This is a genomic window from Pseudobutyrivibrio ruminis DSM 9787 (assembly GCF_900218035.1).
In the GTDB taxonomy this organism is placed as follows: Bacteria; Bacillota; Clostridia; order Lachnospirales; family Lachnospiraceae; genus Pseudobutyrivibrio; species Pseudobutyrivibrio ruminis.
In genome coordinates, this window is the sequence record NZ_OBMR01000007.1 from 113,869 (window position 1) to 127,516 (window position 13,648).

General features: G+C 37.3%; 17 protein-coding genes and 1 riboswitch. Of the genes, 1 reads left to right on the top strand and 16 read right to left on the bottom strand.

Going from position 1 to position 13,648, the window contains the following annotated elements:
- Nucleotides 1-14: 14 nt before the first annotated feature.
- The 7 genes from thiF to CRN97_RS08075 form a co-directional block, all read right to left on the bottom strand.
- Complete coding sequence (gene thiF, locus CRN97_RS08045) at nucleotides 15-650, bottom strand: sulfur carrier protein ThiS adenylyltransferase ThiF (protein ID WP_097076520.1); 636 nt, start codon at nucleotides 648-650, stop codon at nucleotides 15-17.
- Entirely contained in the window at nucleotides 651-845 is a 195-nt protein-coding gene (gene thiS, locus CRN97_RS08050; RefSeq protein WP_044938118.1) for a sulfur carrier protein ThiS, read from the bottom strand.
- 16 nt (nucleotides 846-861) lie between these two features.
- Nucleotides 862-1,641: a bifunctional hydroxymethylpyrimidine kinase/phosphomethylpyrimidine kinase gene (gene thiD / locus CRN97_RS08055; RefSeq protein ID WP_097076521.1), complete on the bottom strand. Its 780-nt coding sequence runs from the start codon at nucleotides 1,639-1,641 to the stop codon at nucleotides 862-864.
- The gene (gene thiE / locus CRN97_RS08060; RefSeq protein WP_097076522.1) at nucleotides 1,638-2,267 is read right to left on the bottom strand and encodes a thiamine phosphate synthase; all 630 of its coding nucleotides are present in this window, start codon (nucleotides 2,265-2,267) and stop codon (nucleotides 1,638-1,640) included. The genes thiD and thiE overlap by 4 nt, the downstream gene beginning before the upstream one ends.
- 70 nt (nucleotides 2,268-2,337) lie before the next feature.
- Nucleotides 2,338-2,442, bottom strand: a riboswitch (TPP riboswitch).
- Nucleotides 2,443-2,534: 92 nt separating this feature from the next.
- Complete coding sequence (locus CRN97_RS08065) at nucleotides 2,535-3,629, bottom strand: radical SAM/SPASM domain-containing protein (RefSeq protein ID WP_097076523.1); 1,095 nt, start codon at nucleotides 3,627-3,629, stop codon at nucleotides 2,535-2,537.
- 259 nt (nucleotides 3,630-3,888) lie between these two features.
- A complete protein-coding gene (locus CRN97_RS08070) occupies nucleotides 3,889-4,332 on the bottom strand; it encodes a MarR family winged helix-turn-helix transcriptional regulator (RefSeq protein WP_033154480.1) in 444 nt (147 codons plus the stop codon).
- A gap of 130 nt (nucleotides 4,333-4,462) precedes the next feature.
- The gene (locus CRN97_RS08075) at nucleotides 4,463-5,005 is read right to left on the bottom strand and encodes a TetR/AcrR family transcriptional regulator C-terminal domain-containing protein (RefSeq protein WP_179670712.1); all 543 of its coding nucleotides are present in this window, start codon (nucleotides 5,003-5,005) and stop codon (nucleotides 4,463-4,465) included.
- A 217-nt stretch (nucleotides 5,006-5,222) separates the two neighbouring features.
- Between CRN97_RS08075 and CRN97_RS08080 the strand changes: the two genes are divergently transcribed.
- Nucleotides 5,223-6,086, top strand: coding sequence for a DMT family transporter (locus CRN97_RS08080; RefSeq protein WP_097076525.1), 864 nt, complete (start codon nucleotides 5,223-5,225; stop codon nucleotides 6,084-6,086).
- Between the two features lie 2 nt (nucleotides 6,087-6,088).
- Here the strand turns inward: CRN97_RS08080 and CRN97_RS08085 are convergent, their stop codons facing one another.
- The 9 genes from CRN97_RS08085 to CRN97_RS08120 form a co-directional block, all read right to left on the bottom strand.
- A complete protein-coding gene (locus CRN97_RS08085; RefSeq protein ID WP_097076526.1) occupies nucleotides 6,089-7,132 on the bottom strand; it encodes a VanZ family protein in 1,044 nt (347 codons plus the stop codon).
- Between the two features lie 84 nt (nucleotides 7,133-7,216).
- Nucleotides 7,217-7,861 carry a potassium channel family protein gene (locus CRN97_RS08090; RefSeq protein ID WP_242962036.1) on the bottom strand — a complete coding sequence of 215 codons (645 nt, stop codon included), beginning with the start codon at nucleotides 7,859-7,861 and terminating at the stop codon, nucleotides 7,217-7,219.
- Nucleotides 7,862-7,869: 8 nt separating this feature from the next.
- Nucleotides 7,870-9,153: a TrkH family potassium uptake protein gene (locus tag CRN97_RS08095; protein ID WP_242962038.1), complete on the bottom strand. Its 1,284-nt coding sequence runs from the start codon at nucleotides 9,151-9,153 to the stop codon at nucleotides 7,870-7,872.
- A gap of 103 nt (nucleotides 9,154-9,256) precedes the next feature.
- On the bottom strand, nucleotides 9,257-9,913 hold the full coding sequence (locus CRN97_RS14140; RefSeq protein ID WP_179670713.1) for a YoaK family protein: 657 nt from the start codon (nucleotides 9,911-9,913) through the stop codon (nucleotides 9,257-9,259).
- A 6-nt stretch (nucleotides 9,914-9,919) separates the two neighbouring features.
- On the bottom strand, nucleotides 9,920-10,606 hold the full coding sequence (locus tag CRN97_RS14145; RefSeq protein WP_179670714.1) for a DNA alkylation repair protein: 687 nt from the start codon (nucleotides 10,604-10,606) through the stop codon (nucleotides 9,920-9,922).
- Between the two features lie 5 nt (nucleotides 10,607-10,611).
- Nucleotides 10,612-11,979, bottom strand: coding sequence for a sodium-dependent transporter (locus CRN97_RS08105; protein ID WP_097076529.1), 1,368 nt, complete (start codon nucleotides 11,977-11,979; stop codon nucleotides 10,612-10,614).
- A 111-nt stretch (nucleotides 11,980-12,090) separates the two neighbouring features.
- Nucleotides 12,091-12,564: a hypothetical protein gene (locus tag CRN97_RS08110; protein WP_097076530.1), complete on the bottom strand. Its 474-nt coding sequence runs from the start codon at nucleotides 12,562-12,564 to the stop codon at nucleotides 12,091-12,093.
- Nucleotides 12,551-13,291: a hypothetical protein gene (locus tag CRN97_RS08115; RefSeq protein WP_097076531.1), complete on the bottom strand. Its 741-nt coding sequence runs from the start codon at nucleotides 13,289-13,291 to the stop codon at nucleotides 12,551-12,553. Before CRN97_RS08115 ends, CRN97_RS08110 begins: the two co-directional genes overlap by 14 nt.
- 38 nt (nucleotides 13,292-13,329) lie before the next feature.
- Entirely contained in the window at nucleotides 13,330-13,578 is a 249-nt protein-coding gene (locus CRN97_RS08120; protein WP_033154488.1) for a DUF1653 domain-containing protein, read from the bottom strand.
- Nucleotides 13,579-13,648 lie beyond the last annotated feature (70 nt).

Sequence of the window (13,648 nt, forward strand, 5' to 3'; positions counted from 1 at the left end):
TTCCTCTTTCATTTTTATGCTTCTAATTCTCCAATGAGAATTTTAAGTACCATATGTGCTTCCTGGGCTCCGCAGACCATCACTCTAGATGAAACCAATCCAATACCAGCATTAACATCGCTAACACCATCGCCGGAAAGGTAGAATCTCTTTGATACTCTTCTAGTCTTTATATCATTTGCACTGCCAAATCCCGCCATTCCCGAGCTAGATAGAATATATTTATCTGACATTTGCTCTAGTACCAGATTAACAAGCATAGCCTTACTTTCAGGTGAGTCAAAAGCCTCACAGACAATATCTGCCTTTTCTATCAATGGCTTTGTGTTAGCCTCTGTCAGCTTTATGTTATGAGTCTCAATCTTTATGTATGGATTTATTTCATGTAGATTAGCCGCCATTGCATCAGTTTTTTTCATACCAACCTGATTGATTTTGTAATGCTGTCTATGGAGATTGCTTACATCTACAAAATCATAGTCAATCAAAATCAAGTGGCCTATGCCCGCCCTTGCAAGACATGTTGCTATATTGGATCCCAAGCCACCAAGCCCACATATTGCAACCACAGCCTCATCGAATTTTTTTTGATTTTCTGCACCATGTCTATCTACAAGTGCTTTATAGAACTCATCTTTTGTCGGTATCAATCAGCCGCCTCCTACAAAACTTACTACCTCAACAACATCCCCATCCTTTAAGATGGTCTCATTAAATGTTGTCTTAGAGATGATTTCTTCGTTAATCTCCACAGCAATAGTTCTGACGTCAAATTTAAAATCATCCAGTACAGTAGCAAGCGTCTTGTTTGCTAACTCATACTCTTTTCCATTTAAGAAAACCATTACTTCTCCTTTCCTTCTAGCTGGCCACACAATGATTAAGTGGCCCACTTCCTTTTCCCAAATCCAGATTTGCACCGATAGCTTTTTCAATATATGACTTCGCATTTACGATAGAATCTTTTAAGTCATACCCCAGCGCCAAATTCGATGCAATGGCACTTGATAATGTGCAGCCTGTTCCATGGGTGTTAGTGCTATGAATTCTTTCCCCTTCAAACCATGTAACACATCCATTGTCAAAAAGAACATCGCTAGCATCCTCCACGCAGTGACCGCCTTTTACAAGAACTCCACATCCATATTTTTCACCAAGCTTTTTGGCTGCCTGCTCCATATCTATCTTGTCTTCTATCTGCATCCCCGTTAGCACTTCGGCTTCAGGTATATTAGGTGTAATAACTCTAGCCAGAGGAAACAACATTTTTGCCATCACTTCTGGGGTGGAATTTTCCATCAATCTACTTCCGCTTGTAGCCACCATAACCGGATCCACCACAATATTCCTTGCACCAAACTCCTTAAGCTTTCTAGCTACCACTCGTACTTGCTCCACTGATGGAAGCATTCCAATTTTTACTGCATCTGCTGGTATATCAGAAAGACAAGCATCGATTTGCTCTTCCAAAAAATGTGGCGATGATTCCACAATCTCTGTAACCCCTGTGGTATTTTGTGCTGTAAGTGCAGTGATTGCTGTCATTCCATAGACTTTGTGAGCAGTCATAGTTTTTAAATCTGCCTGTATTCCAGCTCCACCGCTGCTATCACTTCCTGCAATTGATAAAACTACCTTCATCCTTTTATCTCCCTAAATTTCTTTTTCATACTTTCAGCAGCATTTCGTGGCGACTCTGCTTTCATAATGGCTGAAACAGCGCATACTCCAGCTATGTCAATTCCTTTTAATACGTCCATGTTTGACGCATTCAAGCCGCCAATAGCATTAACTGGTATAGGAACTGCCTTACATATTGCATCCAATGTCTCTGTTGATGTAATAATTGTTTTCACCTTCGTTGTAGTTGGATAAATAGCTCCAACTCCCAGATAATCCGCACCAGCCTCATAGGCTGCCTTCGCCACATCAACTTTCTTGGCAGTAGCTCCCAAAATCTTATCAGGACCGATAAGCCTTCTTGCCATCTCAAGTGGCATATCCTCTGCCCCTAAATGGACCCCCTCGCAATCCACAGCAAGCATTACATCCACACGATCATCAATAATCAGCGGAACATTGTACTTTCTGCAAATCTCATGGACAGCCTGTGCCAGTTCAATATATTCCTTTGTGGTACGATTTTTTTCTCGAAGCTGCATCAAAGTTACGCCGCCCTTTAAGGCATCCTCAACTCGCCACAGGAATTCATCTAGCTCATAAGGTGTACTGTCTGTAATAAAATAAAGCTCGCTATTAAATTCCATTATTCCTCCTTTTTTGCATAAAAAAACGGAAGCTACCTGATTTCTCAAATAGCTTCCGCATAATATCAATATCATTATTAATCGGCGTCCCTACGTTGGCATTATCCAAATCAGGTTCTCGGTCGAAGGTCACACCTTCCTCTCAGCCTGTCTACAAGCTCCCGTCTCATATTAAATTCCTTACATATAATGCTACAAGTGTGGCAAAAAATCAACACCTAATTGCATAATCCACTTGTTCCTCTATTATTAATGAGAGTAGGCATCCTACGCTTCCTTTAGGATTGCCTCCACTTGTTCCTTCTTTTCGAAGAGGACGCAACCGCCTACATGGTTATCCTTTAGGATGTCGCCTGCCTGGAGTACCTGGAAGAGACGTGACGAAATGGCTCCTCGAAGGCCCATGTCCATTACGTTTGTGTCGGAAAATGGCGAGAATGGGCATGGCTCAGCTCCACCATGGGAATTGATGTGGAAAAATCCTCTGCCTGCTGCAACACATCCGCCTGATGACTTTTCATCACCTGGGAAGGAAATGAATACCATGTCCTCATAATCCTCACGAAGAGTGGCAATTCTAGCTCTAAGCTGCTCTTCCTGCTCCTCGCTAAGGGCAAGGTGCTTGCTCTCATCTGATACAGGAACATACTCAACATAGATTACAGCCTTGCAACCATATCCCTGAAGCATAGATACAAAATCATCAGAAAGGACATCGTCAAAGTTTTCTGTAGTAACTGTAACTGAATTGCCGAATATTTGACCATTCTTTTTGAATGTTTCCATGTTTGAAATAAGCTTATCGTAAATTCCTTCGCCACGACGGCTGTCAGTTGCTTCCTTGTGGCCTTCAATACTCATGATTGGCACAAGGTTTCTGTTTTTATCAAATAATTCAAAGTACTCATCACTAATGAATACTCCATTTGTAAAGATTGGGAAAAGAATATTAGGCTTCTTTGCTGCTGCCTTGATAACACCTTTTCTAAGAAGAGGTTCTCCACCTGCCAAAAGAATAAAGCTGATTCCTAAATCCTCTGCTTCATCGAAGATGGTAAGCCACTGTTCATCACTAAGCTGATTTACAGGCTCGCAATCCTTTGTGGCGTCGTTCTGACGAGAATAACAGCCAGCACAATGTAAGTTGCAATTGCTAGTGATTGATGCAATTAGGAATGGAGGAACATGTAAGCCCTCTTCCTTGAATTTCTTTCTAACATCAGCAGCTTTCTTTGTTGCTAATGCAAACTTTGCCATAAAAATGCTTTCAGCTGGATCTTTCAGAGTAGCACGAATTGAATCCTTTACAACTCGCTCTACACCAGCTGTCATATACGCTTGAATATCAAATTCCTTTTCCATATATACACCTCTTAAATGATTTTATCATTCCGTCGCATCAATTGCGTGTGATTCGATTTTGTAAAATCATTATACTCCTGTTGATAATCATTTTCAATTATAAATACAAAGTAAAAAAAGCTGCCCGCCAGCAGCTTTTTTTGGGAGAATGATATATGAAAAAGTTTTATCGCTCTTGCGATGATTGTATATTACTCTCCCATTATGAACTTGTACTGTTACTTATCTGAAATCTATGTGAAGATTGTAAAAATCTATTTTATTCTTCACCAATTCCTTGCATAGCCTTATCCAGTAGCTTCTTTAACTGAGCCTTTTCCTCATCTGAAAGATTTAGGCACCCTTTCATTTGAGCAGGAACCTTTTTTGCTTTTTCTTTTAATGCCTGTCCCTCATCTGTAAGCTTAATAACAAGCTTTCGCTCATCCTTTTCAGATCTTCCTCTGGTAATCATGCCTTGCTTTTCTAATCGCTTTAAAAGTGGAGCCAAAGTGCCTGAATCCAAATGCACGCACTTTCCAATTTCTCCTTCAGTCAAATCGCCAGCCTGCCATAAAGCCATCATAACAATATACTGAGTGTAGGTAAGATTAAGTTCCTCAAGGGGCTTTCTATACTTACGTACAACCTCCTTAGCACATGCATACAATGGAAAACAAAGCTGATTCTCCAAACATAAAACCTTATCTGATGTTTTTGTCATTTTATACTCTCCTATAATTCGTTCACATTAGTATTGTGTACAATAATAATGTATCAACGATATTACAGAAAGTCGATATATAGCTAAACGCAAATATAAACTCATTTTGCATTGATTTAATTTTACAAAATCAAGCGCCGATAAATGGACGTATTTCACTAGGGGCGAATTCCTGTATAATGCCAGCCAGTTTATCGCATGGCATTGGATTTGGTTCCAATAACCAGCCACATACATACTGACAAATGCCACATACGTACATCTTGATCAACGCCATCATTTCATCAGATAACTCATCTTTTCCTGTTTTACTTTTCACTTCTTTCACAAGTAAATCACGGTTTGTATTGGCCATCTGAAAAACAAAAGAATCCATCCCCTTGGTATTCTTTAATGCATTGATTATAAAAGACTTGTTGTCCATAAAATACTGTAGATTACAATTAATTGTATCCTTCCATGTCCAGCCATCTTTCCCTACATCTTTAATATGCTTTTGTGCTTCCTGCAAATAAATCCAGGTAATCAAATCATATTTGTCCCTAAAATGATTGTAAAAAGTAGGCTGTGTCATTCCACAATTATCAGTGATATTTGTAATCGTAATTTTATTAATTGGTTTTTTCTCTGCCAACTCTTTGAAAGATTCCGCCAAAATTTCTTTTGTTGACATTCTGTGCATAGTCTCTCCCCCTTCCTACTATGCTTATTTTACCAATTTTTTTCTTGCAACTTCAATACCAACTTTATAAGGTGCAATTCACATAATTTAGCTATGACTTCTTGCTGACAGAAAAACAGAAATCTATACAATTCATCAATATTACGTGATATACTCTTTAATTGTATGATATGTGTTTGGGGAATAATCAAGATTTAGGAGACCCATTATGACTAAAAATAATAAACTCAAAGGAATAATATGTATCCTACTAGCCGCTGTTGGCTTTTCATTAATGACATTCTTTGTCCGTATCTCAGGCGATTTGCCAACTATGCAAAAAGCTTTCTTTAGAAACTTCGTGGCAATGTTTGTCGCCATTGCAGCTCTTCTAAAGGCCAACGTAGGAATTAAAGTTGAAAGACCAAGTATTCCACCTTTGTTTGCAAGATGCTTTTTCGGAACATCAGGACTTATTGCAAACTTCTACGCTATCGATAGATTAGGAATTGCCGACGCCAACATGCTAAACAAACTCTCACCATTCTTTGCTATTATTCTTTCTATTTTTATTTTGAAGGAATATCCAAAGCGTGTTGATATCGCAGCTACTATCATTGCTTTTATTGGCGCATTATTCATCATCAGACCAACAGGCCTTATAACAGAAACTGTTCCTGCACTCATCGGCCTATTTGGAGGCTTTGGCGCAGGAACAGCATATGTTTGTGTCCGCAAGCTTGGACAACAGGGTGTAAAAACTCCTGTTATTGTATTTTATTTTTCGTTCTTTTCATGTGTAGTGACTCTACCATTTTTAATTACAGATTTTGCACCAATGAGTCCATCGCAACTGCTATGCCTGCTTATGGCTGGCGTAAGCGCATCATTGGGACAGTTCTCAATCACCACAGCTTATAAATATGCACCTGCAAAAGAGATATCTGTATTTGACTATACACAGGTTGTATTTGCTGCAATCCTTGGAATCATCTTCCTTGGAGAGATTCCTTCAATCCTCAGTATTGCAGGATATGCCATCATTATCGGTGTTGCCGTATTCAGATGGTACATGAATCTTAAAACTGAATAAACCTAAGATTCAAGGAAAATAATCTTAGTATCATCCGGGCCCATCACAGTCAGCATTCTATGATTTGTGTATGGGTCCGTTCCACATTCACTTGTTATGTTAGCTTTATCAAGCCTTCGTTTAATACCATCGACATTGTGATGTGAAAGAACAATTGACTGAGATGGTATATCTACATTTCTATTTACACAATGAACCTCAAGAGAAGTCTTACCCATTGATAGTAATAGATTTGTCTGAGTAACATCCTTTGGGATAATAATTTTCTTAATCTGGAAGCCCAAATCCTTTACATAGAAATTCCAAATCTCATCCTCATCTGTAGCCTGGATAATAACTCGACTAATAGCAAGCCTTTTGGCAAATGGGAACAACACCCCATTCTTTGCCAGCTTTTTCCATCGGCGGTAATATTTTAGGTCCTTTTTCCACTCTGGATTTGTAAGAGTATATGCTCTATGCATGTAAAGAGCTATACCAACAAAACCTCCAAATGTATCTGCGATAACATCAGCAGTATCGTATGTACCGCGCTTTGTAATAAGCTGTAAATTCTCGATAACCAGCGATGACACAAAGCACATAAGAAGTGATCTGCTCCATGCATGATTTCTAAACCATCTGAAAATATATGGAAGTAAATATCCCATAGGAATAAATACCATAACATTAAGATAGAACTCGATAAACTCTTCTTCTGGGAGCTCAATATCCTGCCATGTCATAGTGAAAATACTAAATCCTGCATTACGAACAACATAATCAGGATTTGGTGTTCTGGCAAGGAGTACAAGATAAAATAGAAAGCAAAGATAAATTACAAAAGCGGCATTTAAGATAGTTCGTCTGATAAGAGAACTTTTTCCAGCATTTTTGCTGGAGCTGACACCGCCTTGTAAATTCAAGCCGATTTTACTACAGATTTTATTATCAAAAAAAGGCAATAAATAAGCAAGGAGCAAAGCTATGACAGTTGCTCCTACTACTATTATTGCATTTGTAATCCAATTATTCGCATAAAAGTCGTAAAAACTATTAAGTTCCAATTATTGTCTCCAATCTAAAAGCAGTACTTCTATTTTAAAAAGTATACTTAGTAATTGTCAACAATTTGTGTAGATATCTATTAATTATTTATTTAATCTATGTAAGTCTTTACGCTCAACAACTATAAGCAACAAATCGTCTGCGTTAAGCGCCTCTGCTGGATTCAAAATTTTCCAACTTGATCCGCGTTTTAAAGCAATAACGTTGGCATTATAATTTTTACGTACATTCAATTCCATCATGTTTTTGCCAACCCATTTTTGAAGAGGATTGATTTCAATCATACAAAGGTTGCCATCCACCTTGAAATAATCAAGGAATGTGTCTGAAGAAAGAATTCTAGCAGACTGCTCTCCGCCGTACTCCTCAGGAACGATTACTTTGTTGGCACCAATCTTTTTAAGAATAGATGTCATTCTGTCTGAAGAACTTTTGGCAACAATAAGTGGAACACCCTGTTCCTTGGCAACTGCAACAGCCATGATACTTGCAGCAAGATTACCTGCCATAGCTACCGCAACGATATCCATATTTTTAAGGCCTAGTGAAATAACCTCATCTTCGTTTGTAATGTCTGCACATACAGCAGCTGTACAGAAACCATTAAGCTCTTTGAGCTTATCCTGATCCTGGTCGACGATTAAAACATCAGCGCCCATTTCATACATATTTTTTGCCAAACTGGCACCATATTTTCCAAGTCCTAATACTGCAATTGATTTTTTCATAATGTCTCCTATCCTACAAAGAAGCTTCCTTCTAAATATTTACATTTATTATTTTTATGTCTTTTACCTGCAAAGAAAATTGCAAGGGATATAGGTCCTATTCTGCCTAAATACATTGCAAGAATAATGATTAACTGGCCTGCCAGATTGAGACTGCCGGTCAATCCTCTGGTAAGTCCCACTGTGGCAGATGCACTAATGATTTCATATAAACCGTCCTGCATATTAATAGGATTTGTTGAAATCAATGCAAGTGTAAGAACAACGATTGTAAAAGCAGCTACAGAAACAATAACTGTGGCCTTTCTCATGTTTTCTTCTGTCACTCGTCTGTTAAAAGTAATTGTTTGGTCATCATCTCTGATATATGAAACGATATTCAACAGCGCCAAATAAATTGTAACTGTCTTAACACCACCTGCTGTACCTATAGGCGAACCACCTATAAACATCCAAATATACGATATAACACAAGAAAAATCTGTCATGTTTTCCTGTGTAAATGAAGCAAAGCCTGCAGTTCTCAAGGTAACCGATTCAAAGAAGCTGTTGATAATCTTATCTATTAAAGAGAAATGACCAATAGTATATATATTATTGTACTCAGCTATAAAGATAAGGACAGCACCTATAATAATCAGTGAAAATGTTACGCTTAAGACTAGCTTCGTGTGCTCATTAAATCTTTTAAAAATTATAACTGGATTGTATTTCTGCTTGATTCCATATCTAATCTTTTCAGACATATCAAACCAGACTACATATCCTAAACCACCCATAACAATTAAAAACATTGTATTAATCATAATCAGCGGATTGTCATGATATTCTATTAAACTGCTATCTCCAAATATATCTATTCCCGCATTACAAAAGGCTGATATAGATGTGAATACCGAATACCAGATGCCTCTTGCCACGCCAAATCTAGGAATAAAATCTATAGCATATACAGCGGCTCCAAATGTTTCAACCTTTGCCACATCCTTAAAGATTCTGATGAGCAGCTTCAATACTCCTACGTCTGTTTCCAGGTTAAGTGATTCTTGAAGCATTTTACGGTCGGCAATTGAAAACTTCTTTTGAGTAATAAGCATAATCATGGAAACAACTGTTATGATTCCAAGACCACCTGCCTGAATAAGCAAAAGAATGATTATTTTGCCTAATAGGCTATAGTGGGTAGCCACATTTACAACTGTAAGACCGGTAACACATGCTGATGTAGTTGCGGTGAATAGCGATGGGATAAACCCAGTCCAACTACCATCTGCCGATGCAAACGGTAACATTAAAATAAGCCCTCCTATTACAATGGTAATAAGAAAGCTTAATGGTATTAAATGAATAGATGTTAACTTTAGCGGTTTCATTTAAATCATATCTCCCAAAGATTTATAGATGCTCTTTTCGCATCATTAAAAACGCTAATAATAATAACATACTTGATATTAAAATACACCTATATCCTAAAAGTATAGATAAAATTCCACCGATACCTGCTCCTATCGCAAATACGATAATAATGCCATAGTAGTGCATTGCCTTTTTTAAAGCACCTTTTTCATGATTTCTAAGGTATACAGAAAGGCTCTCTGTACCGCTTCTAAGGTTGCCAATGCACATGGTGCTGGCATAAGGATATCCGTTTACCTTTCTAAATGACTGAACCTGCATGGCACATGCTAAGGATACTAAAACATTGGCCAGTACATTTAATGATGCTGGCAAAAAAGCCACTGCCGACAAAACTATGATTTCTATTAAAAGAACTATCTGACGCCAATGAATTTTTTTAGCGTTTCGATAATGAAAACTTACTTGCTCTGCTATAAGAATTCCTACTGCAAAAGAAAGAATTGGCAGTAAGTAACGCAATCCTTTAGTCCACTCTCTTTGCATTAAATGCTGAGACATAAGGACAATATTTCCTGTTTGAGCGTTTGCAAATACCTTATCCCTAAGATTGTAGGTATAGGCATCCTGAAAGCCCCCTGAAGCAGAAACTATAGCGCTTAGTAAGAATGATTCAGATGTTTGTCGTGATTTCATAGTTTATTACTTCCGTTTTAAAGATCTAAGATACTGCTTGTGTTCATCTGTGACTCTGTAGCTTTCAATAGATTTTTGAATAGCCTTATTATGAGTCCATTTATCAAGCATATTGTTTTCTATGTATGGTAAAGCCGCCTCGTACTGCTTAGCAAGAGCTGTGGCGAAATACCAAGCTATAGCCATATTTATGTAGTATTCATCAGATTTAACTGATGCAACTATTTTCAAATATTCTTCGTCAAAATCTTCATCCAAGAACTGGGACATATAAGAGACAATAGCAAACCTGATTGTATAAACGTCATTTGTACCAATCCATTTTAACAGCTGCCCAGGCAACAAATCATGATTCTTTTTAAAGCACTTTGGTGACATCTGGTCACATGTAGCCCAGTTGTCCACATATGGCAGAAACTGATTGAGCCTAGTTATACACTCATCATAATCCTTGATTTCACTAATCAAGAATGCATGAATCTGATTCTCATCAAAATACTGATGTGGCAAATCATCAAGAAAATCTGCCACATCCGCCCGCTTACTATACCCTTTTGCAAGTTTGCGAAGGATTGGAGTGCGTACTCCGATAGCTGAACCTTCTGCAATCGTTGGTGTAAGCTTGCTTTGAAAATCCCTATATTTAATATCCTGGTTTGCAAATAAATCTGCTCTGATTTCTTCTGTTATCATATGTTTTACATTGAAATAATCCCAAACACGTTAAGTATAGCACTAATCAAAATAATAACAACAAACAATGGGCAAAGGAATTTAATCATGAAAGAGAATACAGCCTTTCTCTTAAATGGATGATTCTCCTGCTCAACTTCTGCTTCCAGTCTTTCTACTGTCATAAACTTAGTAATAAGAATACATGTAGCAAAGGCTGCTATAGGCATCATTACTGAGTTTGTAAGGAAATCAAAGAAATCCAAAAACTGCATGCCAATGATTTTAACATTCGCAAGTGGTCCATTGCCAAGTGATGATAAGCTTCCAAGAACAACCATGATAACAGCCATAACGTTTGTTCCAAACTTTCTGCTCCACTTGAATTCATCTTCAAATGTGGAAACAGCACTTTCTGTAAGTGCAATCGCGCTTGTTACTGCAGCAAACAAAACTAACGCAAAGAAAAGAATTCCGATAATTCTTCCAAATCCCATGCTGGCAAAAATCTTTGGCATTGTGATAAACATAAGTGATGGGCCAGCATTTAATGTGCTTTCATCTCCACCTGAGAAAGCAAACACAGCTGGGATAATCATAAGGCTTGCCATAATAGCAATTGCAGTATCAAAAATCTCTACCTGCTTTGTAGATTCCTCGATGCTGACTTCTTTCTTTACATAAGAACCAAATGTAATAAGAATACCCATGGCAATTGATAATGAATAAAACATCTGCCCCATAGCAGTAACAATTGTCATGATTGAAAAATGGTTAAAATTAGGGATAAATAAATATTTTACTCCACTAAATGCCCCTGGTCTTGTAACTGAATAAATACAAATAATAATGGCAAGAACTACCAGGATTGGCATCACGAATTTTGAAACTCGCTCAATACCATTTTCTACACCCTTGTATATAACAAATAAAACTAATATCGTAAATACGATAAACCAAAATTCTGCATCATAGCCATTTGTAATAAAATCTACAAAGAAACTATCTGTAGCGATTTCATTAACATCTGCTGTGATATATTCAAATAAGTACTTACATACCCAGCCACCAATAACAGAATAATAAGGAACGATAAGAATTGGAATAATTGCATTAATCCATCCTCCTAATCCCATTATTTTGTTGTGACTTAAATCCTTGAATGCCCCTACTGGGCTTTTGCTTGTAGCGCGTCCTATTGCAGTCTCTGCAACGATCATTGTGTATCCAAATGTTAAAGCAAGAACTATATAAACAATTAAAAAGATTCCTCCTCCATATTTAGCACATAAGTAAGGGAATCTCCAAATATTTCCTAATCCTACTGATGCTCCAGCTGCTGAAAGCACAAAACCAATCTTTCCCGAGAAACTACCTCGATTACCTTTCTTCAATTAATTACTCCTCCATGTTACTTTAATACTTTAAGCTGTTAAACTTGTACAGTAACATAGTATATCAAAAAAAATTGCTTCAAGGAAGAGCCTTGAAGCAATTATTTAAACTTATATTATATTTCTTATTCTAATCATTCTTTCATCCAATTCATGGTACACAGGCGTAAGTGGCCAAGGCATAAGCTCTATGTATTCTCTATCACCTGGATTTAATTTTTCTAGCTGCTTTATAAAGGCTTCATCCCGTTTATATAGCAGCCTTCCGAAATCACATTGGACGTATTTCTTATATGAATTATCAATGTTTTCAGTTACTCTCCTAAAGCTAATTCGTCCAAAACTATCCTGCTCTTTGATGAAGGACGCTTTCTCATGGGACGCCTTTGGTTCCTCTAATGAGATTTTACCAATATTAAGAAAATGCTCCCACATATAGCCTGCAATCTTTTCTTTGGAGATAGGATAATCAAGCTCATCTGCTATCTGTGATATAGAATATCCCAGGTCAGCCAGATGCCTCACTGCTCCACCTGCCGCAGCATCATTTATGAAATTCGATAAAGCCTTATTAAACTCTTTCATGACCTTTTCTGTTCTTTATAATACAAAGCTTCTCTTTACAATTTGCACACTGCAGATGTTTATTACTTCCAAACCAAAATGTCTCTGGATGTTTCGCATAGCCCACTTCCCATTTAATAAGGACGATAAGTGCCGTAAAAAAAAGACTCCATGAAAAGAAATTCTTTATAAACAGCATTGGGGTAAACATCATGAAATATCCCCAGTCATAGATTCTGCAGTTAATACAGCATTTGTTATGCATGATAAATGACTGAAACGGACAGAAAATAAGAATGCATATATAATCGCACAAATAGAAAAATACAGTCAGCATCAACATGTCCGCCGCACCTATTACCTTAAAGAGATACAATACTGCAAACACAGCATTAAATGTCAACCAGACTAGCATTACAATCCAAGCTCTTACATTCATCTGCTGGACAAATTCTAAAAGATCCAGCCTTGAGTATCCCTCAACCTCATTAAAGGTTTTAACATCACCTTTAAAATAGGCCATAGAAAGATACTTATGGGGAATGATATGCTGTAGCATCATCACCATAAATATCCCCCACAGAACATGCAATGGGCTGATACCATACTCTGAAATTCCAAAGGTAAACTCATGGGTCATAAAACCTACCAAAATCTCTTTATGAAAGATGTATGCCCCCAATATAAATAGGAATACAAAAACTCTGAACCCTAGATTGATTAAAGCTCTTTTCATCATCTTGGTCATGTAATAATACCTCTCACAAAACATAAACCAATAAATAGCTAATGATTCTTTTTACTAGCAATCTCCTGAAGCTCAAATCTATATTTCTGAGTAACCTCTGGATACTTTTCATGATCCACTTCCGATAAAAACATTTCCTTTGGTCTTACCCACAAAGAACCATCATCGTACAGCTTGCGATATACTACCATTTCTTCCTGTGTCTCAGAATCCCTAGCTATATCCTCAACCAAATAATAATCCCCTTTGAAGTGTTTGTATACTCTGTGTAAAACTAATTCTTGCATTGTGTACTCCTTGTAAATAGTATCTATATTTATTTTATTACGAGATAAATATTACTGCAAATAAAAAAGC

Coding starts and splice junctions, on each gene's coding strand:
- CRN97_RS08115 (WP_097076531.1), bottom strand. CDS start 13,291: ATGACCAAGATGATGAAAAGAGCTTTAATCAATCTAGGGTTCAGAGTT.
- thiD (WP_097076521.1), bottom strand. CDS start 1,641: ATGAAGGTAGTTTTATCAATTGCAGGAAGTGATAGCAGCGGTGGAGCT.
- CRN97_RS08120 (WP_033154488.1), bottom strand. CDS start 13,578: ATGCAAGAATTAGTTTTACACAGAGTATACAAACACTTCAAAGGGGAT.
- CRN97_RS08110 (WP_097076530.1), bottom strand. CDS start 12,564: ATGAAAGAGTTTAATAAGGCTTTATCGAATTTCATAAATGATGCTGCG.
- CRN97_RS14140 (WP_179670713.1), bottom strand. CDS start 9,913: ATGAAATCACGACAAACATCTGAATCATTCTTACTAAGCGCTATAGTT.
- CRN97_RS08075 (WP_179670712.1), bottom strand. CDS start 5,005: ATGTCAACAAAAGAAATTTTGGCGGAATCTTTCAAAGAGTTGGCAGAG.
- CRN97_RS08065 (WP_097076523.1), bottom strand. CDS start 3,629: ATGGAAAAGGAATTTGATATTCAAGCGTATATGACAGCTGGTGTAGAG.
- CRN97_RS08080 (WP_097076525.1), top strand. CDS start 5,223: ATGACTAAAAATAATAAACTCAAAGGAATAATATGTATCCTACTAGCC.
- thiS (WP_044938118.1), bottom strand. CDS start 845: ATGGTTTTCTTAAATGGAAAAGAGTATGAGTTAGCAAACAAGACGCTT.
- thiE (WP_097076522.1), bottom strand. CDS start 2,267: ATGGAATTTAATAGCGAGCTTTATTTTATTACAGACAGTACACCTTAT.
- CRN97_RS08090 (WP_242962036.1), bottom strand. CDS start 7,861: ATGAAAAAATCAATTGCAGTATTAGGACTTGGAAAATATGGTGCCAGT.
- CRN97_RS08095 (WP_242962038.1), bottom strand. CDS start 9,153: ATGTTACCGTTTGCATCGGCAGATGGTAGTTGGACTGGGTTTATCCCA.
- CRN97_RS14145 (WP_179670714.1), bottom strand. CDS start 10,606: ATGATAACAGAAGAAATCAGAGCAGATTTATTTGCAAACCAGGATATT.
- CRN97_RS08070 (WP_033154480.1), bottom strand. CDS start 4,332: ATGACAAAAACATCAGATAAGGTTTTATGTTTGGAGAATCAGCTTTGT.